The sequence below is a fragment of the Streptomyces sp. NPDC002669 genome (assembly GCF_042889165.1).
Classification (GTDB): Bacteria; Actinomycetota; Actinomycetes; order Streptomycetales; family Streptomycetaceae; genus Streptomyces.
This window is the reverse complement of the sequence record NZ_JBIAQQ010000008.1, coordinates 257,298-276,900: the sequence shown is the minus strand read 5'-3', so window position 1 is coordinate 276,900 and position 19,603 is coordinate 257,298. Positions and strand designations below refer to the sequence as shown.

Here is a 19,603-nt window from a genome sequence, read left to right as displayed (position 1 = left end):
TCTTCGGTGGGTACGAAGGAGGCTCCCGGAGCCGGGACTTGAGCTTCGGGATTCGAGGGCCGGGATTCGAGCGGTGTTGTTCAAGCGGTTGGTTGGCCGGTTGGGTTCGGGAACACCTCCCGCCCCTCCCTGACCCGTAACGGCCAGCAAGTATGACTAGTTGTGACCGAGTTGCGGCGAAGGGTCACGGCTGTCTACGGTGCCGAACGTAACGACCCCGGACGCGGTGTTGGACGCACCGGCCGGGGCCTGACCCCAAGATCGACGACCTTAGAAAGCGATCCAGTGGCTGTTGCCGACCTTAGCCCTGCCCCGTGTACGCCCGCACCCTCGCGTGCCCATCCGATGGCCCGAGCGGGTTACGGGAAGCGTTCCGTGCCGGAGCAACGTCCGCCGCTCGAAGGCGATTTCGCATTCCTGCCCGAACGTGAGCGGCACATCGCGGGCTACATCGAAGCCCTGTCGGACGGCTCGGCGGTCGACATCAAATCACTGGCCAAGAACCTCCCGCTGTACGGCCAGGCGGCCGTCGGCAGCGCGCTGAAAGCCCTGAGCGTGGCCGGTCACCTGCGCCGCGTACGCGAACTGCGCGGCGAAGACGACCAGGTCCGCTGGGTCACCCGGACCTACTGGTCACGCAGCGCCCACGACAACGAATGGTGGAACGCCTTCCTCACCGCCGAGGCCACGCCCGTACCCGTACCGGAGCCCGTGCCCGTACCGGCGTCGGTTCCGCAGCAACGCACCGCAGAGCCGGAACCGCAGCCGGAACCCCGGCCGGAGCCGGAAGCGTGCGAAGAGAAGCGACCGTCGCGGGCGTTCATGACCCTGGCCCGCCTGGGCCGTAGGGACGCCCGGCTGGCGCTTTCGGCGGCGGACTGTGCGGAGCTGGAACAGCTGGCGGCCGAGTGGTTCGAACGGGGCGTGGGCGCCGAGTACCTGACGAGTGCCCTGACCTCCGGGCTCCCCGATTCCGTCGGCTCGCCCTTCGGCTTCGTACGCCGCCGCCTGCGCGACAAGCTCCCGCCCCGCCTTCCCGCCCCCACTCCCCGGCCCGCACCGGAAGCCCCCGTACGCCGCGTGCTGGCCGAGTGCACCGAGTGCCGCACACCCGGCCGCCCCGAAGCGTTCCACGACGGCCTGTGCAGGCCCTGCCGCCAACCCGAACCCGAACCCGGTACCGGCACCGGCCCGGCGGTCTGAGCACGGGACACGGCGGTTGCCGGTGGTCAGCCCGTGAGCACGAAGACCAGACACAGAACGACGAAGAACACCAGGGAACCGCCGAACAGTGCCAGCGCTGCCGGTACCGCCGCCGTCAGCCGCTTCTTGCCCTTGCGCAGGCCCGAGCGGAACGTCAGGCAGGCCAGGACGAGCGGCAGCACCATGAGGACGAGGAAGACCACCAGCACCAGGAACTGGGCGGCCTCGGTGGTGCCGGGGTCGGCGGCCGACTGCCAGATCGCCGTACCGAAGATCATGGCGGGTCCGCCCAGCAGGAAGAACGAGAGGCCCAGCGCGACGGCGACGATGACCCCTTCCGTCAGCCGCTCGGCCCACCCGTGCTCCTCGCGCACTTCCGTCGTCATGCTGCTGCCCCCATGTCCGTTCCCTCGGCCCCGGCGTCGAAGAACTCGCACGCAAGTGCGCCGGTCTCCACGGGACATTTCACAGGAGTCGGTGACCGGAGCCGACGCCGGCCTACGAGGCGCCGTCGAGGACCTCGCGCAGCCGGTGCGCGAACTCGTCCGGCTTCCCCGGATACCCGGACTCCCCGTCGCAGAAGCCGCCGTGATGGCTCGGGAACACGGTCACCCGCTGCCCGAGCAGTTCGGCGGTCGCGACGGAGGTGCGCCCGGTCTGCACGTCCACGGACTCCTCGCCCACGGCGATCACGACACGGGTCGGCGCGGCGGCGATCGCGTCGGCGTCCGGCCGGTAGCCGCTGACCGCCCACGACCGGTCGGACAGCAGCGGATCGTCGCGGGAACCGTCGTCCTCCGTGGGCATCCCGAACGCGGCGGGGTCGGCCTCCGGCTGTGCGAAGTACGCGTCGGTGAACTCTCCCTCCCACGAGGTCATGGCCACGAACGCGGCCATCCCGGCACCCCAACCGCGCTTCTCGTAGGCGTCCCGGACGGCGGCCCGCGCCCGCACGGCCGCCGGGCCGTCCGGCGTGAGGGTGATGAGCGGCGGCTCGTGCGCGACCAGGGTGGTCACGTCCGCGGGGTACCGCGCCACGACCGCGAGCGCGGTGACCGCTCCGCCGCTGCTGGCGAACATCTCGACCGGCCCGGCCCCCAGCGCCTCGATGACGGCGTGCACGTCGTCGGCCTGGGTCTGCGGCGTGTGGTCGGTCCGGCCGTCCTTACGGGTACTGCGGCCGAGCCCGCGCGGGTCGTAGGTGGCAACGGTCCGCTCGGGAAAACGCGCGGCGAGCGCGGCGAAGCCGGCGGCGTCCATGGGCTGCCCGATCATGAGCAACGGCGGGCGGCCGTCCGCGGTCGGCAGCGGCCCGCGAACGTCGTAGACGAGGTCCGCACCGGCCGTTTCGAGGGTGTAGGTCTTCATACCCGTACAGACCTGCGCCGCCGCGGAAACTCATCGGCCCCACGAACATTTTTTCGAGCAGCGCTGTACCGGGCCGGCCCGGCCCGCCCCGGCCCCGCCCGTCATGCTCCCTGGAAGACCAGGGCCAGTACCTCCGTCAGGCGCCGCTTCAGCGCCTCGGCGTGCGGCGGGCGTACGGGGGCGGGGGCGCCGTCGATCCGGACGCCGGTGTCGGCGAGGAGGTACAGCATCCGCAGCGTGCGCATGGCGTTGGAGGTGTGCGCGGCCACGGTGGGGGCGCCGCGCCGACCGGCGGCGAAGTCCGTCTCGATCGCGTCCAGCCAGCCCACGGCGTCGGCCTCGGAGAGTTCCGGCCGGGTGAGCGTGCGGGCGATGCCCCGGGCGAGCCGGTCGTCCTCCTGCTGGGCGAAGAGCTCGTCGGTCGGAACCACCAGTCGCTCCGCCGCCAGCGCGAGCATCTCCTTCGGGTCGACCTCCGGATGGAGCCCGAAGCCGCCCAGCAGGTCGGCGCCGTGCGCGACGGCATGGAGCCAGCCGAGCCCGGGATCGTACCCGCGCAGATCCGCCTCGGCCGGGAACCAGCGCCAGAAGGCGGCGAGCCAGGCCGGGTCGAAGTCGCCACGACCGACGATCATGTCGAGCACGAGCGGGGCGAAGGTGCGCGCCTGGATCTCGGGGTCGTCGAACCGGTCGGCCATCACGGCCCCCAGCCGGGCACGCAACGGCCCGTCGATGACGTCCCGTCGAATCCACGTCCGCAGCACCACATAGGGAGCGCCGTCGCGGATGTCCGGGTCGGGGTGGCGGAGGGCCTCGGCCAGTTCGGCGACGAGGGCCGGCAACTCGGCCGCCGCCGGGGCGGGGCAGTCGTTCTCGTAGAGGTACAGCCAGCGGGCCGTGTCGATCGTCGGCCTGTCGTCGGTCTTGTTCACCGCCTCACCTTCGGGAAGACTCCCCGACAAGGCAACCGATTATCGGACAGATGCGGGGTGAGCGGGCGGTTCGGGATTGATGAGAACCGTCTGCCGGTGCCGGACCGGACGACCACGAGGGTGCCGCCGGATCCGTTGGGTCCGTGATCCGCATGCGATGGCCGCTGTCCGGCGTCACCAGCGGGCGACGAGCTTCTCGTCCGTGCCCCGGTTGCGGTACAGCCAGGTGGTTCCCGGCGCGACGGCCCCGGTCAGATAACCGACGACGGGCTCCCGCTGCGTTGCGCTGTCCAGCTCGCCGAGCAGTTCCAGGGCCTCGGGCAGGGGGAAGAAGGCGGCCTGTTCGATGTCGTCGTCCTGCGGCGCGATGTCCCCCGACCACTCGTCGATCTCGAAGGCGGCGGCCAGCGCCGAAGGGTGCCGCTCGGAGTCGATGTGCATGAGGAACGCGGTCCGTACCGGGTCGCCCACCAGCAGCCCGGTCTCCTCCCGCAGTTCGCGTCGGAGAGCTTCGTGCATGAGCTCGCCGTCCTCGACCCCGCCGCCGGGCAGCGACCAGAGGACCTCGCCACCGGCGCCGAGGCTCTCCCGCACGAGCAGGATCTCGTCGCCCCGGCGGACGATGCCGATGACCAACTGCACCCGGGGCCTGGGGGCCTTCGAATCCTCTGCTGCCATGCCGCAGACCGTACGGCCCTTGCCATGGGTCTTCTCAGGCATGCAGCGATGCGTCTGCCGGTCCCAGGGCGAAGCGGGTGAAGCGCACCTGTAGTCCCTCCCGCTGGGGAGAACAGCAGAACGGCCCCGCCAGAGCGTCCGCATCCGGGTCGAGGGGCGCCAGCCTGACCATCTGCCAGGCGCCCTCCTCGCAGCGTGCCCTTACGGTCACGGCGTCGCCCGCACGGCTTGCTCGGAGGGTGACGCGACGCCCGTGCCAGTCGGGGACGGGGGACAAGGACCAGTCCGATTTCCCGGACGTGACCACCGCACCCAAGTGCGGAACGCCGTCGGTCATTTCGACGCCGGCTTTGATCCACGTCCCCTCGTCCACCCGCACCATGAGTCCTGCCTGGTCATAGAGCGTGTCGAACTGCGCCACGAAGGTCACTTCCACGGCAGACGCGGCAGGAAACCCTGTCAGGAGGGCGTGACCATCGTCCTTCACGAAACCGTAGCTGGTGGTACGCCAGAAGTCGCTGCCGCTCCGGGTGGTCACGACGAGCTCGTCGCCGTCCGTCTCGGTCCGCAGCGGCGGGTTCAGCCACTTGCCGTCTGCCCAGTCGATCACACGCTGACCGTCCATTCGCCGCCCGCCCTGTTCTCGCTCGGTCCGGGCAAGCCCCCCTCCACACACTCACCCGGAACATTGAAACTTTCAGCAAGGTGATTCAACATCATCGCCACCTTGCCGCACCGTGGATCCACCACCGGTCACGCCTTATGAGGCAGAACAGCGCCGGACAGCCGCCGGTGTGTCCCCGGCGACATGACAACGGCCCCCGCCGCGCAGCGAGGGCCGTCCGGTCGGGTCTCAGCGGGTCACCCGTGGTGCTTGGCGAGCTCCACGAGGCCGGTGAACTCTTCATGTGTCAGGGCCAGGCGCGGGCCGTTGGGGTTCTTGCTGTCGCGGATCAGGAACTCACCGGTTGCGCGCGCGTGGTCGGGCGCCCACTCGATGCACTGCCCCCCGTCGCCGCCGCTGTAGGTGCTCTTGACCCACCGTATGGGCCGAGGGTCGGGCGTGCTGCTCATGTGGCGTGATCCTCCATGATCTTGCGAATCAGGGTCAGTGACTCTTCCTCGGACAGCGCCGCCATACGGAGCCGGTCGAACATGCCGACAGCTGTCGTTACCACGCTAGGGGTGTCGTTCACCTGACCGCCATGGGCGACGCGCTCGGGGCGGCGGGGGTGAAGCTGCCGTCCTTGTCCCTCGACGCCGTTTCCTGTGCCGGGACCGCCCCGCGTGTGCTGATCGACCTGGGGCGCTGCAACGTGGCGACGGCCCGTGCGCTCGCCGCCGCGCTCCGGCGGGAGACGGCGCGATGACCCGGCGGGTGTTCCGCTACGTCCCGTTCTCCGTCGAGCAGGACGTGACGGCGGAGCCGGAGTACGAGGCCCGTTGTGTGTCCGGTGACGAGACCGAGTGCGGTGTGGAGTCCGGTACGTACGGCGGTCCCGGGCCGGTGGAGGAGTGGCAGCGCAGGCACACGCAGGAGACGGGTCACCGCCGCTACCGCCGGAACTTCGGCGACTACGCGGTGCTGCGACCGCTGATCGAACCGGCCCGGCTCGTGCGGACGTACGGGGGCGCGCCGTGATGTTCGCCCCTGCCGCGGGGCGGCCGTGGCGCGATGCGTGGCCGCCGGTCGCGCGGACCGATGACGGCAACGCGTGGGTGACGGGGTCCTGCTGGCTGTACTGCCGCCGCGAGGGCGTGCGCGTGTTGTGGATCGATTCCGTGCACACCCCCGGCGCGACGGGCGACGTGTACGCGTGCGGCCCGTGCCTGGTGGAGATCGACCGCATGGTGCGGGCCCAGTCCCACGACCGCGACACCACCGAGAGCCGCACCGCCCGGCCTGCGCGACTCGCCCTGCCCGCACAGCAATCCGTGCGGTGGCTTCGGCAGTGTGACGACCGACTTCCAGACCGCTCGTGAAGCCCTCGGCGCACGTCTGCGGGAACTGCGCACCGAAGCCGGGCTGGAAGGGGAGGACCTCGCTGCTCGGCTCGGCCGACTACCCGCTCGGTACCCCAAGCCCGCTCCAGTCGGCCGGTCGGGGCCTGTTCCTCCCGGGTGAGGCAAGGCGAGCGGTTGCGTCCTGTCGCGCTGTCGGCCCGCCCGGCTACGGTCCGCAACAGATCGCCAACCACAGGAGGGCACTATGGTCCGGAAACTGCGCAAGGTCGGCACCAACTCGGGCAACGACGGATGTCCGACCCTGTACGAGATTCCCGGCACCGATCGATACGTCGTCCAGGGTGACCGTGTCACCGACCCGGCCGAACTCCACCAGCTCGACAACCTCACCCCCGAGGAGAGCGCGGTCGTCGTCCCGCGTGAACTGCTCGCCAACTTCGGCCCGAAGGAGCCCGTGCGCGTACCGCAGTTCATCACCTTCGATGCGTTCGGAGACATGTTCGCCAAGTTGAAGCACTCGGCCTGGAGGCTGGAGACGCGCCGTCGCTACGCCTCGGACGAGGAGACCGCCACCTATCGGCAGTTCCTCGCAGAGGGACGCGTCGACTGGGACCTCGACGACCCCTGGTGCACCGGACGGCGCGACCAGTCCGCGCTCGGCAAACGGTTCGAGCGCGTCCGTATCCTCGACGAGCCGCCCACTCCAGGGCAGCGCTATCTCCTCGACAACGCCCGCCGAAACACCGCGGTCGGCGAGACCATCCGCGTGCTGGCCCGCAGCAAGGCCGACGAACTCCAGTTGCCACGAGAGGACTTCTGGATCTTCGACAGCCGGGTCGTAGCCCTGCTCCACCACGACGACGCCGACGAGATGACCGGAGTCGAGCTGGTCACGAACCCTGTGGACGTCCTGCGATACGCGCAGGTCCGGGAGGCAGCCTGGCATCACGCCGTGCCCCACGACCGGGCGCAGAGGTAACTTCGCCGTGTGAGCACTGACTTCCAGCAGGCCCGTGAGGCGCTCGGCCGTCGGCTCCGCGAGCTGCGGGGCGCAACCACCCAACGGGCGCTGGCGGCGAAGCTGGGGTGGCCGCAGGCGAAGGTTTCCAAACTGGAGACCGGACGGCAGACGGCCACCCCGAACGACCTCACGGAATGGGCCACGGGCACCGGGAACCCCGAGGTTATTGATGAACTCCGCGCCCATGTCCAGGGACTGGAGACCCGTACCCGGTCGTGGCGCCGTCGGCTGAGTGCCGGCCACCGATCCGTGCAGGACACCCTCACCGTCGAGTACGAGCGGTCGACCGAATTGCGGGCGTGGCAGGGGGCCATGGTCGTCGGCATGCTCCAGACCCCGGACTATGCCCGGCACGTCTTCACCGGGTTCGCCGCGCTCCACCGGGCCCCCCGCGACATCGAGGAAGCGGTACGGGCCCGCATGCGTCGCCAGGACCTGCTTTACCGGTCGGGCCGGACATTCGACATCGTCATGTGGGAGGCGGCTCTCCACGCCAAGGTGTGTCCTCCCGATGTGCTCTCCGCCCAGCTCGACCGACTCGTCGGGGCCATCGGACTGGACACCGTCCGGCTCGGCATAGTCCCGCTGGGTGCACGGGTGGCCATCCCGCCGGGGCCAGGGTTCTGGCTGTACGACGATCGGCTGGCCATCGTCGAGGACTGGCACGCCGAGCTCTGGATCGACGACCCCGAGAGCACCGGCGTGTACCGACGGGTGTGGGACAGCCTCACGGAATCAGCCGTGTACGGGACTGGCGCGCACCGGCTGATCGCCCGGGCACGGGCCCAGCTGAACCTTTCGTGAGCATCATCGCGAATCACACCTGACAGTTGGAGAATATTCGCGAATCACAGGGGGGTCTGATTCTCCTTCACTCCTAACGTGCTGGTCATGGCCTTACGGACACACAACCAAGGCACGGACCGACCGGTTTGCGGCCTCCCGGACTTCATGCTGATCCACCGCGCACTCGCACCCGTTCCCATCGGAAGCGGCCCCGGAAGCCTGGCAGAGGTGTTCCGCTGACCGCCGTGAACGCTCCCCGGGAGCTGCCCCCGGTCGCATCACTGTCGGATGCCCAGCAGCGCGGCGTGTGCTGCGTGTTCTGCGGCGTCACCCTCTCTGCCGACAACGCCGTCGACCTGGGGCCCCGGTCGATCGATGCGTTCGGGTCCACCGTTCGCTGGTTTCCCCGCTCCTGCCGGAAGGACGCGTTGACGTGATCTCCCTGACGAAACCCGTCCGTTCGCCCGGCGACGAGGCGTACCGGGCGCTCCTCGGCCATACCTGCGCGTGCGCCGCCTGCCGGTGCGCGCCGTGTCCGGTCGCCGCCGGACTCACCCGGGCGTGGCGGCAGGCCCGCGGACGAGGTCCGATTGCTGCCGACAGCCCGTGAAGTGCGGGAAGCCGGGAACGTACGAAGCGACCGAGGAGGAAACTTGCAGGCACCCACCTCAGCCACCGGCACGACCTGAACGGTACCGACCCCGGGCTGGTGGCCCAGCTCGCAGGTGAGCTTCGTGATCTGCTCGCGCTTCCCGTCGACGAGCTCGACTACGCCACCGGACTGGCCGAACTCGGCCTGGAGGTCGAACCGCCCGCCCCGCTCAGTACGGTCGGGTGGCTCGTCGAGCTTGCTCGGGCGGTCGACCGGTACTGACCTCGTGTGCCGGATGCGGTGGGTTCGGTTTCTTCCTGGCTCCGGGCCCTTCGTCGCTGTTCTGGTTGCTTCCGTGGGGGGCGTCTCGGGGTGTGCGGCCTCGGTCGATGCCGGCAAGTTGTCCGAGGCGTACCGCAACGAGGAGAAGGGCGGCGAGGTCCGGCTCGATTCCGACGGGACGTTCTCCGCCACCGACGTGCTGACGGGCGCCACCTCCGGTCCCGTCGACTTCAGTGGTCGATGGGATTTCGTGGACAGCGAGACGTCCGACGACTTCGTCCATCTGGCGGTCGAGGACGGTGGGCTCGGCAAGGTCGGTGGTCTTCAGCTCCACCCGAGGGGTGAGCGGACGGTGTACTTCCGGCACGACCCGGACGGGCCGCCGACCATGAAGTTCACCAAGGTGGACACACCGTAGGTCCCCCGTGGTCCGGGCGCGGACCGTTCAGCCCTCGGTGGTGTTCCGGCGCACGATCTCGTGGGCGAGGGCGGAGAGCGCCGGCAGGGCCGGGTGGCCGGGGGCGTCGCGGTGGGCGAGGAGCACGGGGACGGGCGGGGCGTCGACGAGGGGGCGGTAGACGACGCCGGGGTGCGGGTGCATGTCGGCGGTGGACGCGGCCGAGACCCCGACGCCCCGGCCCGCCGCGATGGCGGCCAGCCAGTCGTCGGTGTTGGCGACGGTGAGGGTCGCGGCGGGTCTGGCGTGCGGCGGCCACAGGTCCATGGTGGTGGTGCCGGACACCGTGTTGAGGACGACGGTGTCGTCCACCAGGTCGGCGAGCCGGAGCGCGGCACGGGCGGCGAGCGGGCCGTCCGAGGCGACCGCCGCCATCCGGTCCTCGTCGAACAGCACCTCGGTGACGAGCCCCGGAGCCGCCACGGGCCCCCGCAACAGCGCGGCGTCGACCTCGCCGCGGGTCAGCCCGGCGGTGCGGTCGTCGATCCGCAGCAGTTCGAGCGGGGTCCGCGGGTACCGCTCCTGCCAGCGGCGCAGCAACGGCGTGGTGTACGGGCCGAACGCCGACCAGGCGTGTCCGAGCCGCAGCGGCCAGTGGCCCGGACCGCCGGGGGCGAGCGCCTCGTCGAACGCGGCGACCGCGACGGCGGCCTTGTCCCGGAAGGCGATGCCCTCGGGGGTGAGGACGAGGTGGTGGGTGGACCGGTCGACGAGCCGGATGCCGAGCTGCTGCTCCAGGGCGGCGAGCGTGCGGGAGACCGCGGGCTGGGTGAGGCGGAGGCGGGCGGCGGCGCGGGTGACGTTGCCCTCGTCGGCGACGGCGAGGAAGGCGCGCAGATGGCGGATCTCGACGCCCCGGCCGGGGTCGCGGCCCGGCCGTCCCCCGCCGCGGTCGTCGCCATCCTGTCCCGGGCTCATGCGCGGGGAGCATAACGGGAGCCCAGCAGGCATTTCACGGGGCACGCGGAGAGACCTACCGTAAGAGGGACATACGTGGCGGGAGCCCGGCGCGTGCGCAGCGGACGACGCGTGGGACAACGCGTCGGGCCGCACTCCCGACCCCGCTCCCGGACGGCTTCCGGACCCAGAAGGAACACCGCAGGTGAACGACCGACGCAGAGCAGCAGGGGTGGCGGCCGCGGAGCGGGCCGCCGCCGTGGCGATACCCGAGGCGGCCGCCGCCCCGGACGGGCGGCCGGGGCCGGACCGCCCCGGCGGCCGGGCGGCGGCGCTCGCCCCGGTCGCGCTGGTCGTCGCGGGCGGCCTCTCCGTCCAGTTCGGTTCCGCCATCGCGGTCCTGCTGATGCCCCGGGCCGGTGCGCTCGGCGTCGTCACCCTCCGCCTGGCCGTGGCCGCCCTCGTGATGATGATCGTCTGCCGACCGAAGCTGCGCGGCCACTCGCGCGCCGACTGGGGCACGGTCCTCGCCTTCGGGGTGGCCATGGGCGGCATGAACACGCTCTTCTACCAGGCCGTCGACCGCATTCCGCTGGGCGCGGCGGTCACCCTGGAGGTGCTGGGCCCGCTCGTCCTGTCGGTGGTGGCCTCCCGCCGCCTGGTCAACCTGGTGTGGGCGGGCCTCGCGCTGGGCGGGGTCGCGCTGCTGAGCGGGGGCGGCTTCGACCGCCTCGACCCGGCCGGCGCCGCCTACGCGCTCGGCGCGGGCGCCATGTGGGCGGCGTACATCGTCTTCAGCGCCCGCACCGGCCGCCGCTTCCCCCAGGCGGACGGCCTGGCCCTGGCCCTGGTCGTCGCCGCGGCCTTCTCACTGCCCCTGGGCGTCCTGGAGGCGGGCTCGAAACTGCTGGTCCCGTCCACACTGGGGCTGGGCGCGCTGGTGGCGCTGCTGAGCTCGGTGCTCCCGTACACCCTCGAACTCATGGCGCTGCGCCGCCTGCCCGCCCCCACCTTCGCGATCCTGATGAGCCTGGAACCGGCGATCGCGGCCACGGCCGGCTTCCTGGTCCTCGACCAGGCCCTGTCGACCGCCGACGCACTGGCGATCGCCCTCGTCATCGGGGCGAGCATGGGCGCGGTGCGCAGCCAGGCGCGGCGCCTGAAGGCCCGCGAACACGGCTGACGCGTACCGAGCCGGCATACATCGATCGGAGTACGCGGCTGCTCCGATGACGCAGGTCCGGGTGACGCGGTGGGGACGATGCCCCGGCAGGGGGCGGAAACCTACCGTCGAGCCTCATGACGAAGACGATTTCCACCAAGACGGTTTCCGCGAAGACGGGTTCCCTGGCCGGCTTCGCGGTCGCCGCCCTCGCCCTCACCGCGTCCGACGTGGTCAACAAGGGGTACGACCCGTCGGTCGAGACGGTCAGCAGATACGTCAACCTGCCGCACGGCTGGCTGGTGACCGTCGGCCTGCTGGGCATCGCCCTCGGGTCGGCGGCCCTGGCCGTCCGTACCGTCCGGGCCGGGGGCGGCGGACGGGGCGGGTGGCTGCTGGGCTTCTGGGCGGTGTGCGTACTGGTCGCCGCGGTCTTCCCGGCCGACCCGCCGGGCAACTGGGACCGCCCCTCGACCTCCGACACCGTGCACGGGGCCGCGGCCTGGGCGGGGTTCCTCGCGCTGACGGTGGCGATCGTACGGCTGACCGTGACGTGGCGGCGCGAACCGGCTCGGGCGTCCGGGGTGCGTGGGCTGACCGGGCTCGCGTGGGCGTCGGCGGCGGCGTTCGTCCTGTTCGCCGCAGCGATGGTGGACCGGGCCGCCCTCACCCACACCGCCCCGCTGGGGCTGGCCGAGCGCGTCGTCATCGCCGTGGACCTGGCCTGGCTCGCCCTCGCCGCCGTCACCACCGCCTCGGCCGCTCCCCGGTCCGCCGCGTCGGGCACCATGAGCCGCATGACGACGGGCCTCACCAAGTGAGTTCACGAATGAGTACGTGGATGCGTGCATGGACGGGCTCGTGCGCGAGCGCACGCGTGGCCTCGCTCCCGTGGAGCAGTGACAGCAGTGGCAGCAGTCGGCGGGCGCGGCTGGTGGACGTGACGCTGGCGCTGCTGACCGCCGTGGCCATCGGCGCGGGCCCTGCCGCGATGGGCGCGCCGCTGTCGTGGAACGGCACGTTCGACCTCGGGGCGGCCCTGGGCGCCCTGCTGCTGGTCCGCAGGCGCCACCCCCTGCTCGTGCTCGTCCTGTCCGCCGCCGTGCTCATCGGCTGGCAGAGCGCCGGCCTGTTCGAGGGCGGGTGGATCTGGCCGCTGACCGCCGCCCTGTTCACCGCCGCGATCGGCCACCCCGGCCGGGTCGCCGGCATCGGGGCCCTCGTCCTGCTGTACGGCCTGACCCCGCAGGGGCTGGGCGGCCCGGAGACCCTTGCCCGGGGCGGCGTCGAACTGCTCTGGCTGGCCCTGGTGCTGGCCGCGGCGAACGCCTGGCGCCAGTACGGCCGTTGGCGCGCCGAGCACCACGCCCGTCTCGTGCAGCTGGAACAGACCCGGCTGGCCGAGCAGCGCCTGCGCATCTCCCGGGAGGTCCACGACGTGGTCGCCCACACCCTGGCCGTCGTCGGGGTCCACCTGAACGTCGCCGTCGAGGCCCTGGACGATTCGCCGGAGGAGGCGCGCGCCGCGCTGCGCACCGCGATCGCCGCCCGCACGCAGGCCATGAGCGAGCTGAAGGCGTTCGTCGGCGAGCTCCGGGAGGCGCCGCAGCAGGGCCTGGAGTCCGTCGCCGACCTGGTCGAACAGGCCCGGGCCGCCGGGCTGGAGGTGCGCCACGACCTGGAGGGCGACAGCGGCGCGGTCCCCGCGGCGCAGGCGCTCACCGCCTACCGCGTCGTCCAGGAGGCCGTGGTCAACACCCTGCGCCACTCCGACGCGGGGCGCCTCACCATCCGCGTACGGGTCCGTTCACGGGAGTTGGAGGTGACGGTCACCGACGACGGGCGGCCGGGGGCGTTCTCCGAGGGGCACGGCCTGACCGGGATGCGCGAGCGCGTCACGGTGCTGGGGGGAACGCTGCGCGTCGGCCCCGACGCCGACGCGGAAGCCGGTACCGGCGCGGGCTTCGTCGTGAAGGCCGTTCTGCCCCTGACGGCGGCGTGACAGGCATGGCCTCCATGAAAGGCTCGGCCCCATGACCGTAAAAGTGCTGCTCGTCGACGACCAGGCCCTGGTGCGGGCGGGATTCCGCAGCCTGCTCGGCCGGGCCAGGACGCTGGCCGTCGTGGCGGAGGCCGCCTCCGGGGAGGAAGCGGTACGGCAGGCGGTCCTGCACCGGCCGGACGTCGTCCTGATGGACATCAGGATGCCGGGCACGGACGGCATCGAGGCCACCCGCCGCATCCTGGCCGAGCTGCCGGCGACCAGGGTGATCATCCTGACGACGTTCGACACCGACGAGCACGTCTTCGAGGCGCTGCGGGCGGGCGCGAGCGGGTTCCTCACCAAGGAGGTCGAACCGGCCGAACTGCGACGGGCGGTCGAGGTCGTCGCGGCGGGCGACTCCCTGCTGTCGCCGGGCGTCACCCGTCGCGTCGTCGAACGCTTCGCGCACCGCCCCCGCGCCGCCGCCGGTCTGGCCGGGCTGACACCGCGCGAGAGCGATGTGGTCCGGCTGGTGGCGGAGGGCCTGTCCAACGACGAGATCGCCGCGGCGCTGGTGATCAGTCCGCTGACCGCGAAGACCCACGTCTCCCGGGCGATCACCAAACTGGGCGTGCGCGACCGCGTGCAACTCGTCATCCTCGCCTACGAGGAGGGCCTGGTCGGCGGCATCGCCCCGCGCGGGAACGGGTGATCCCCGAGGCCCGTTCCCCTCGGCGGGGAATCGGGCCCGCGGCCGGCACCGGCCCTTGTCGACCGGCCGTGCGCGGGGGATCATGACAGGTCGTACGCATCCGGGCCCAAGGGCACAGGGGCATGCGGACATACGGGAGTCCGGCCGCCGGGGACCGCGGTGACCGGAGCCGAGCAGGGATCACACCGGGGGAGTCCATGGCCGTCGCCGCCGCCTACTTCGTCCTCGCCGTGGGCGCGGCCGTGATGTTCGCGAAGGGCACGGACCGCAACCTCCAGGGCCCCCGGCTCCGGGCCCTCTGGGCCGAGGGGCGCACCGCCGAGGCCCGTTGCACCGCCGTGCGCGCCGAGGAGGCCCAGGACGCCGAGGGCGGCTTCGTCGTGCACAGGCGCCCCACCCTGGAGTTCCGTACGGACGACGGGCGCACCGTCGTCTTCGAGGACGGTCAGTCGCGCCTCGAACCGGCCGTGGGCGACTTCGTGACCGTCCACTACAGCGCCGCGGACCCGGAGGACGTGACCACCCGGACCCCGTCCTTCTTCGTGCTCCACGCCAGGGCCGTGATCACCGGGGTGGGCAGTGTCTTCGCCCTGATCACGGCGGTCGTCCTCGCCCTGGTCCTCTGATCCTCCGAAGCCCCTGATCCGCCGCCGGGGCCGGCCCAGGTCCCGGTCCCGTTCGCCCTCACTCCGGGTTGACGGTGTCGAAGTACAGCGTGTCCGTCGCCGCGTCGAGGAAGAACCGCCCCCGCGTCAGGCCGTCCACCGGGCCGGGCCCCAGGAGCAGCGCGTCGTAGGAGGCGCTGGTCAGCCACCGCGCCTGCGCGGGCAGGAACGCGGCCAGCACCTTCGGCACCCCGGTCGGCCCGGCCGGTCCGAAGGCGTGCGCCGGGTCCGCCGCGTTCCGGGCCGCGGTTCCGGCGGGCAGCCGGGCCACACCCACCACCCGATAGCGAGGGTCCGGGCTCGGCAGGTACGAGCGGCCCTCGGCGTCCTGGTCGTACGCCAGCCAGTGCGCCCCGCGCAGCCGCCCCGCCTCGCCGAACCTGCGTTGCAGCGGGGCGAGATCCGTCCGTACCCGCTCGCGGTCCGGTACGGGTTCGTCGTCGTCGGACGCGTACACCGCGCCCCCGACCGCGGCCGCCGCCACCCCACCGATGCCCAGCGCCAGCCAGGCGCGACGGCCCGGCCCCCTCGAACGCTCCATGCCCGTTGCCCCCGCCGTGCGATGTGCTGCCGGTTTCGTCGTCGGCCGCGAGCGTAACCCCGGCCGGAGGACCGGACCCGCGGAGGACCGGCCGGACAGAAAATAATGCAAGCATGCTTGATTGTTTCTTGGTCCGCTGCCATGCTCCTGGGCACACCGCCACGCCCCGAGGGAGTGCCCCGTGTCCGACGCATCGGCCGTGACCGTCGCCGTACTCGACGACCTGCGCCAGGAGAGCGAGGAACTCGACCTGCTGGTCGCCGGGGCGGACGCGGCCCGCTGGGCGGGGCCGACCCCGGCCGAGGGCTGGACCGTCGCCCACCAGATCGCGCACCTGCACTGGACCGACCGGGTCGCCCTGATCGCCGTCACCGAGCCGGACGCCTTCGCCGCCGAGGTCGAGAAGGCGCTCGCGCACCCCGGCACGTTCGTCGACGAGGCCGCCGGGGAACTCGTCGCGCGGCTGCCGCCCGAGGAACTGCTCGCCCGGTGGCGCGAGGGCCGGGACCGGCTGCGCGCGGCCCTGGGCGCGGCCCCGCCGGGCGTGAAGTTCCCCTGGTACGGGCCGTCGATGAGCGTCGCGTCGATGGCGACCGCACGGCTCATGGAGACCTGGGCGCACGGCCAGGACGTCGCCGACGCCCTCGGCGTCACCAGGACCCCCACCGCCCGGCTGCGGCACGTCGCCCGGATCGGGGTGCGGGCCCGCGGCTACGCCTACCTGGTACGGGGGATGGCGGCGCCCGAGGAGGAGTTCCGGGTCGAGCTGGATGACCCCGACGGCGGGACGGTCGCCTTCGGGCCCGAGGACGCGCCGCAGCGCGTCACCGGGCCGCTCCTCGACTTCTGCCTGCTCGTCACGCAGCGCGCGCACCGCGACGACCTCGCCGTCCGGGCGGTCGGCCCCGACGCCGACCGCTGGCTCGACATCGCCCAGGCGTTCGCCGGCCCCGCGGGCCCGGGTCGCGCGCCGAGGCGGAAGGACGCCAGGTGACCGACGTACAGGGCCGGAACACCGCAGACGTACTGCGGATCGGCAACGCCTCCGGGTTCTACGGCGACCGCTTCGACGCCGTGCGCGAGATGCTCACCGGCGGCCCCCTCGACGTCCTCACCGGCGACTACCTGGCCGAGCTGACCATGCTCATCCTCGGCCGGAGCATGCTCAAGGACCCCGCGCGCGGCTACGCCACCACCTTCCTGCGCCAGTTGGAGGAGGGCCTCGGGCTCGCCCACGAGCGCGGGGTGAGGATCGTCGCCAACGCGGGCGGCCTCAACCCGGCCGGACTGGCCGACGCCGTAAGGGAGTTGGCGGACAAGGTCGGGGTACCGGTGCGGGTCGCCCACGTGGAGGGGGACGGTCTGCCCGTGCCCGAGGGCTTCCTCACCGCCAACGCCTACCTCGGCGGCGCCGGGATCGCCGCCTGCCTCACCGCCGGTGCGGACGTGGTCGTCACCGGACGCGTCACCGACGCCGCCCTCGTCACCGGCCCCGCCGCCGCCCGCTTCGGCTGGGGCCCCGACGACCTGGACGCCCTCGCCGGGGCCGTCGTCGCCGGGCACGTCCTGGAGTGCGGCACCCAGGCCACCGGCGGCAACTACGCCTTCTTCCGCGGCCACGACCTGCGCCGCCCCGGCTTCCCCGTCGCCGAGATCCACGCCGACGGCTCGGCCGTCATCACCAAGCACGACGGCACCGGCGGCGTCGTCGACCTCGGCACCGTCACCGCCCAGCTGCTGTACGAGACGGGCGGCGCCCGGTACGCCGGACCGGACGTCACCGCCCGGCTCGACACCGTACGACTGACCCAGGAGGGACCTGACCGGGTCCGGATCTCCGGGGTGCGCGGCGAGGCCCCGCCGCCCGCCCTCAAGGTGGGGCTGAACCGGCTCGGCGGCTGGCGCAACGAGGTCGTCTTCGTGCTCACCGGCCTCGACATCGAGGAGAAGGCGCGGCTGGTGCGCGAGCAGTTCGACGACGCCCTCGACCGCTCCGGCACCCGGCCGCAGGAGGTGCGCTGGGAGCTGGCCCGTACCGACCGGGCCGACGCCGCCACCGAGGAGACGGCCAGCGCCCTGCTCCGGCTCGTCGTCCGCGACCCCGACCAGGGAACCGTCGGGCGCGCGGTCTCCGGCGCCGCGATCGAGCTGGCGCTCGGCAGCTACCCCGGCTTCCACGTCACCGCCCCGCCCGGGAAGGGCGCCCCGTACGGGGTGTTCGAGGCCCGGTACGTACCGGCCGACGAGGTCGCGCACGTCGCCGTGCTGCCCGACGGGCGGCGCGAGGCGCAGGAGCCGCCCGCCCGGACGCGGGCCCTGGAGGACGTCGAACCACCGTCCCTGCCACAGCCGTTGGACCCCGGGCCCACCCGCCACGCCCCCCTCGGACTCGTCGCCGGAGCCCGCAGCGGCGACAAGGGCGGGGACGCCAACGTCGGGGTCTGGGTCCGCGACGACGAGGCGTGGCGGTGGCTGGCCCACGAGCTGACCGTCGAGCGGTTCCGGCAACTCCTCCCGGAGACCGCCGGCCTCACCGTCGTACGCCACGTCCTGCCGAACCTGCGTGCCCTGAACTTCACGGTCCGCGGACTGCTCGGCGAGGGCGTCGCCGCCCAGCACCGGTTCGACCCGCAGGCCAAGGCGGTGGGGGAGTGGCTGCGCTCCCGCCACCTGCCCATCCCGGTATCCCTGCTGGAAACCGCCCACGTACCACTGGAAGCGACCGCATGACCGCCCACGTACCGCCGGAGGCGCACGCATGACCGTCCTGCCCACCGCGCTCGACACCGCGGGGCCCGAGTACGCCGCGAACCGTGCGGCCATGCTCGCGAAACTCGACGAACTGGCCGCCGAGCACACCAGGGCGCAGGCCGGTGGCGGCGAGAAGTACGTGGCCCGGCACCGCGCCCGCGGCAAGCTCCTGGCCCGGGAGCGGATCGAGCTGCTGATCGACGAGGACACCCCGTTCCTGGAGCTGTCGCCGCTCGCCGCCTGGGGCAGCGAGTACGCCGTGGGCGCCTCGCTCGTCACCGGCATCGGGGTGATCGAGGGCGTGGAGTGCCTGATCACCGCCAACGACCCGACCGTGCGCGGCGGCGCCTCCAACCCCTGGACGCTGAAGAAGGCACTGCGGGCCAACGAGATCGCCTTCGCCAACCGGCTGCCCTGCGTCAGCCTCGTCGAGTCCGGCGGCGCCGACCTCCCCTCCCAGAAGGAGATCTTCATCCCGGGCGGGGCCCTGTTCCGCGACCTCACCCGGCTCTCCGCGGCCGGCATCCCCACCGTGGCCGTCGTCTTCGGCAACTCCACCGCCGGTGGGGCGTACGTCCCCGGCATGTCCGACCACACCGTCATGATCAAGGAACGGTCCAAGGTCTTCCTCGGCGGACCGCCCCTGGTGAAGATGGCGACCGGCGAGGAGAGCGACGACGAATCGCTCGGCGGCGCCGAGATGCACGCCCGCACCTCCGGCCTCGCCGACCACTTCGCCGTGGACGAGCAGGACGCGCTGCGCCAGGCCCGCCGGATCGTCGCCCGCCTCAACTGGCGCAAGGCGCACGCCGACCCGGGCCCCGCCGAGCCGCCGAAGTACGACGAGGACGAGCTGATCGGCATCGTGCCCGGCGACCTCAAGGTGCCCTTCGACCCGCGCGAGGTCATCGCCCGGCTCGTCGACGGCTCCGACTTCGACGCGTTCAAACCGCTGTACGGGACCAGCCTGGTCACCGGCTGGGCGCGCCTGCACGGCCACCCCGTCGGCATCCTCGCCAACGCGCAGGGCGTGCTGTTCAGCGAGGAGTCGCAGAAGGCCGCGCAGTTCATCCAGCTCGCCAACCAGCGCGACATCCCCCTGGTCTTCCTGCACAACACCACCGGCTACATGGTCGGCAAGGAGTACGAGCAGGGCGGCATCATCAAGCACGGCGCCATGATGATCAACGCGGTGTCGAACTCGAAGGTCCCCCACCTGTCCGTCCTGATGGGCGCCTCGTACGGGGCCGGGCACTACGGCATGTGCGGCCGGGCGTACGACCCGCGCTTCCTCTTCGCCTGGCCGAGCAGCAAGTCCGCCGTGATGGGGCCGCAGCAGCTCGCCGGGGTGCTGTCCATCGTCGCCCGCGCCTCCGCCGCCGCCAAGGGCCGGCCCTACGACGACGAGGCCGACGCCGGACTGCGCGCCATGGTCGAGCAGCAGATCGAGTCCGAGTCGCTGCCCATGTTCCTGTCCGGGCGGCTGTACGACGACGGGGTCATCGACCCGCGCGACACCAGGACCGTCCTCGGGATGTGCCTGTCCGCGATCCACACCGCCCCGGTCGAAGGCGCCCGCGGCGGCTTCGGCGTCTTCCGGATGTGAG

The 19,603-nt window shown here is 72.4% G+C and carries 25 protein-coding genes and 1 pseudogene; 17 read left to right on the top strand and 9 right to left on the bottom strand.

Translation table 11 applies throughout. The annotated features are described in order from the left end of the window. Positions 1-285: 285 nt before the first annotated feature. Positions 286-1,203, top strand: a complete 918-nt coding sequence (locus ACFYW1_RS15790; protein WP_388992021.1) for a MarR family transcriptional regulator — start codon at positions 286-288, stop codon at positions 1,201-1,203. A 26-nt stretch (positions 1,204-1,229) separates the two neighbouring features. Here ACFYW1_RS15790 and ACFYW1_RS15785 read toward each other — a convergent pair whose 3' ends face one another. The 7 genes from ACFYW1_RS15785 to ACFYW1_RS15755 form a co-directional block, all read right to left on the bottom strand. Further along, positions 1,230-1,589, bottom strand: a complete 360-nt coding sequence (locus ACFYW1_RS15785; RefSeq protein WP_388992018.1) for a hypothetical protein — start codon at positions 1,587-1,589, stop codon at positions 1,230-1,232. 112 nt (positions 1,590-1,701) lie between these two features. Next, the gene (locus ACFYW1_RS15780) at positions 1,702-2,571 is read right to left on the bottom strand and encodes an alpha/beta fold hydrolase (protein WP_388992015.1); all 870 of its coding nucleotides are present in this window, start codon (positions 2,569-2,571) and stop codon (positions 1,702-1,704) included. 101 nt (positions 2,572-2,672) lie between these two features. Next, positions 2,673-3,503: a DUF2785 domain-containing protein gene (locus tag ACFYW1_RS15775; protein ID WP_388992012.1), complete on the bottom strand. Its 831-nt coding sequence runs from the start codon at positions 3,501-3,503 to the stop codon at positions 2,673-2,675. A 174-nt stretch (positions 3,504-3,677) separates the two neighbouring features. After that, positions 3,678-4,181: an NUDIX hydrolase gene (locus tag ACFYW1_RS15770; protein WP_388992009.1), complete on the bottom strand. Its 504-nt coding sequence runs from the start codon at positions 4,179-4,181 to the stop codon at positions 3,678-3,680. Between the two features lie 34 nt (positions 4,182-4,215). Continuing rightward, complete coding sequence (locus tag ACFYW1_RS15765; RefSeq protein WP_388992007.1) at positions 4,216-4,806, bottom strand: DUF1349 domain-containing protein; 591 nt, start codon at positions 4,804-4,806, stop codon at positions 4,216-4,218. 236 nt (positions 4,807-5,042) lie between these two features. Beyond that, a complete protein-coding gene (locus ACFYW1_RS15760; protein WP_388992004.1) occupies positions 5,043-5,255 on the bottom strand; it encodes a DUF397 domain-containing protein in 213 nt (70 codons plus the stop codon). Continuing rightward, complete coding sequence (locus ACFYW1_RS15755; RefSeq protein ID WP_388992001.1) at positions 5,252-5,377, bottom strand: hypothetical protein; 126 nt, start codon at positions 5,375-5,377, stop codon at positions 5,252-5,254. The genes ACFYW1_RS15760 and ACFYW1_RS15755 overlap by 4 nt, the downstream gene beginning before the upstream one ends. A gap of 9 nt (positions 5,378-5,386) precedes the next feature. On the opposite strand from ACFYW1_RS15755, the gene ACFYW1_RS15750 reads away from it, so the two are divergent. The 8 genes and pseudogenes from ACFYW1_RS15750 (at position 5,387) to ACFYW1_RS15715 (ending at position 9,245) form a co-directional block, all read left to right on the top strand. Next, a complete protein-coding gene (locus tag ACFYW1_RS15750; protein WP_388991998.1) occupies positions 5,387-5,551 on the top strand; it encodes a hypothetical protein in 165 nt (54 codons plus the stop codon). After that, on the top strand, positions 5,548-5,823 hold the full coding sequence (locus ACFYW1_RS15745) for a hypothetical protein (RefSeq protein WP_388991995.1): 276 nt from the start codon (positions 5,548-5,550) through the stop codon (positions 5,821-5,823). Before ACFYW1_RS15750 ends, ACFYW1_RS15745 begins: the two co-directional genes overlap by 4 nt. Next, positions 5,823-6,164 (top strand): hypothetical protein, encoded by a 342-nt coding sequence (locus tag ACFYW1_RS15740; RefSeq protein ID WP_388992153.1) that lies wholly within the window; start codon positions 5,823-5,825, stop codon positions 6,162-6,164. Before ACFYW1_RS15745 ends, ACFYW1_RS15740 begins: the two co-directional genes overlap by 1 nt. Next, positions 6,136-6,240 (top strand): annotated as a pseudogene (locus tag ACFYW1_RS15735) (XRE family transcriptional regulator); the annotation flags it as partial. The gene ACFYW1_RS15740 and the pseudogene ACFYW1_RS15735, both read left to right, overlap by 29 nt. A gap of 150 nt (positions 6,241-6,390) precedes the next feature. Then, positions 6,391-7,125 carry a DUF6879 family protein gene (locus tag ACFYW1_RS15730; protein WP_388991992.1) on the top strand — a complete coding sequence of 245 codons (735 nt, stop codon included), beginning with the start codon at positions 6,391-6,393 and terminating at the stop codon, positions 7,123-7,125. A gap of 9 nt (positions 7,126-7,134) precedes the next feature. After that, complete coding sequence (locus ACFYW1_RS15725; protein WP_388991989.1) at positions 7,135-7,971, top strand: helix-turn-helix domain-containing protein; 837 nt, start codon at positions 7,135-7,137, stop codon at positions 7,969-7,971. Between the two features lie 667 nt (positions 7,972-8,638). Further along, positions 8,639-8,827 carry a contact-dependent growth inhibition system immunity protein gene (locus tag ACFYW1_RS15720; protein ID WP_388992150.1) on the top strand — a complete coding sequence of 63 codons (189 nt, stop codon included), beginning with the start codon at positions 8,639-8,641 and terminating at the stop codon, positions 8,825-8,827. Positions 8,828-8,945: 118 nt separating this feature from the next. Further along, positions 8,946-9,245 carry a hypothetical protein gene (locus ACFYW1_RS15715; RefSeq protein WP_388991986.1) on the top strand — a complete coding sequence of 100 codons (300 nt, stop codon included), beginning with the start codon at positions 8,946-8,948 and terminating at the stop codon, positions 9,243-9,245. Between the two features lie 27 nt (positions 9,246-9,272). Here the strand turns inward: ACFYW1_RS15715 and ACFYW1_RS15710 are convergent, their stop codons facing one another. Continuing rightward, positions 9,273-10,202: a LysR family transcriptional regulator gene (locus ACFYW1_RS15710; RefSeq protein WP_388991983.1), complete on the bottom strand. Its 930-nt coding sequence runs from the start codon at positions 10,200-10,202 to the stop codon at positions 9,273-9,275. A gap of 184 nt (positions 10,203-10,386) precedes the next feature. Here ACFYW1_RS15710 and ACFYW1_RS15705 point away from each other — a divergent pair, with 184 nt between their 5' ends. The 5 genes from ACFYW1_RS15705 (at position 10,387) to ACFYW1_RS15685 (ending at position 14,665) form a co-directional block, all read left to right on the top strand. Further along, the gene (locus tag ACFYW1_RS15705) at positions 10,387-11,364 is read left to right on the top strand and encodes a DMT family transporter (protein WP_388991980.1); all 978 of its coding nucleotides are present in this window, start codon (positions 10,387-10,389) and stop codon (positions 11,362-11,364) included. A gap of 116 nt (positions 11,365-11,480) precedes the next feature. Further along, positions 11,481-12,164, top strand: coding sequence for a DUF998 domain-containing protein (locus tag ACFYW1_RS15700; RefSeq protein ID WP_388991977.1), 684 nt, complete (start codon positions 11,481-11,483; stop codon positions 12,162-12,164). 20 nt (positions 12,165-12,184) lie between these two features. Next, on the top strand, positions 12,185-13,345 hold the full coding sequence (locus ACFYW1_RS15695) for a sensor histidine kinase (RefSeq protein ID WP_388991974.1): 1,161 nt from the start codon (positions 12,185-12,187) through the stop codon (positions 13,343-13,345). A gap of 31 nt (positions 13,346-13,376) precedes the next feature. Beyond that, positions 13,377-14,039 (top strand): response regulator, encoded by a 663-nt coding sequence (locus tag ACFYW1_RS15690; protein ID WP_388991971.1) that lies wholly within the window; start codon positions 13,377-13,379, stop codon positions 14,037-14,039. Between the two features lie 197 nt (positions 14,040-14,236). Next, on the top strand, positions 14,237-14,665 hold the full coding sequence (locus ACFYW1_RS15685) for a DUF3592 domain-containing protein (protein ID WP_388991968.1): 429 nt from the start codon (positions 14,237-14,239) through the stop codon (positions 14,663-14,665). A 58-nt stretch (positions 14,666-14,723) separates the two neighbouring features. Here ACFYW1_RS15685 and ACFYW1_RS15680 read toward each other — a convergent pair whose 3' ends face one another. After that, the gene (locus ACFYW1_RS15680) at positions 14,724-15,245 is read right to left on the bottom strand and encodes a hypothetical protein (protein WP_388991966.1); all 522 of its coding nucleotides are present in this window, start codon (positions 15,243-15,245) and stop codon (positions 14,724-14,726) included. 181 nt (positions 15,246-15,426) lie between these two features. Between ACFYW1_RS15680 and ACFYW1_RS15675 the strand changes: the two genes are divergently transcribed. Genes ACFYW1_RS15675 through ACFYW1_RS15665 form a run of 3 tightly spaced genes read left to right on the top strand, consistent with a single transcriptional unit; the run spans position 15,427 to position 19,602 of the window. Then, on the top strand, positions 15,427-16,239 hold the full coding sequence (locus ACFYW1_RS15675; protein WP_388991963.1) for a TIGR03084 family metal-binding protein: 813 nt from the start codon (positions 15,427-15,429) through the stop codon (positions 16,237-16,239). Beyond that, complete coding sequence (locus ACFYW1_RS15670) at positions 16,236-17,975, top strand: acyclic terpene utilization AtuA family protein (protein WP_388991960.1); 1,740 nt, start codon at positions 16,236-16,238, stop codon at positions 17,973-17,975. The genes ACFYW1_RS15675 and ACFYW1_RS15670 overlap by 4 nt, the downstream gene beginning before the upstream one ends. Positions 17,976-18,003: 28 nt before the next feature. After that, positions 18,004-19,602, top strand: a complete 1,599-nt coding sequence (locus ACFYW1_RS15665) for an acyl-CoA carboxylase subunit beta (protein ID WP_388991957.1) — start codon at positions 18,004-18,006, stop codon at positions 19,600-19,602. Position 19,603 lies beyond the last annotated feature (1 nt).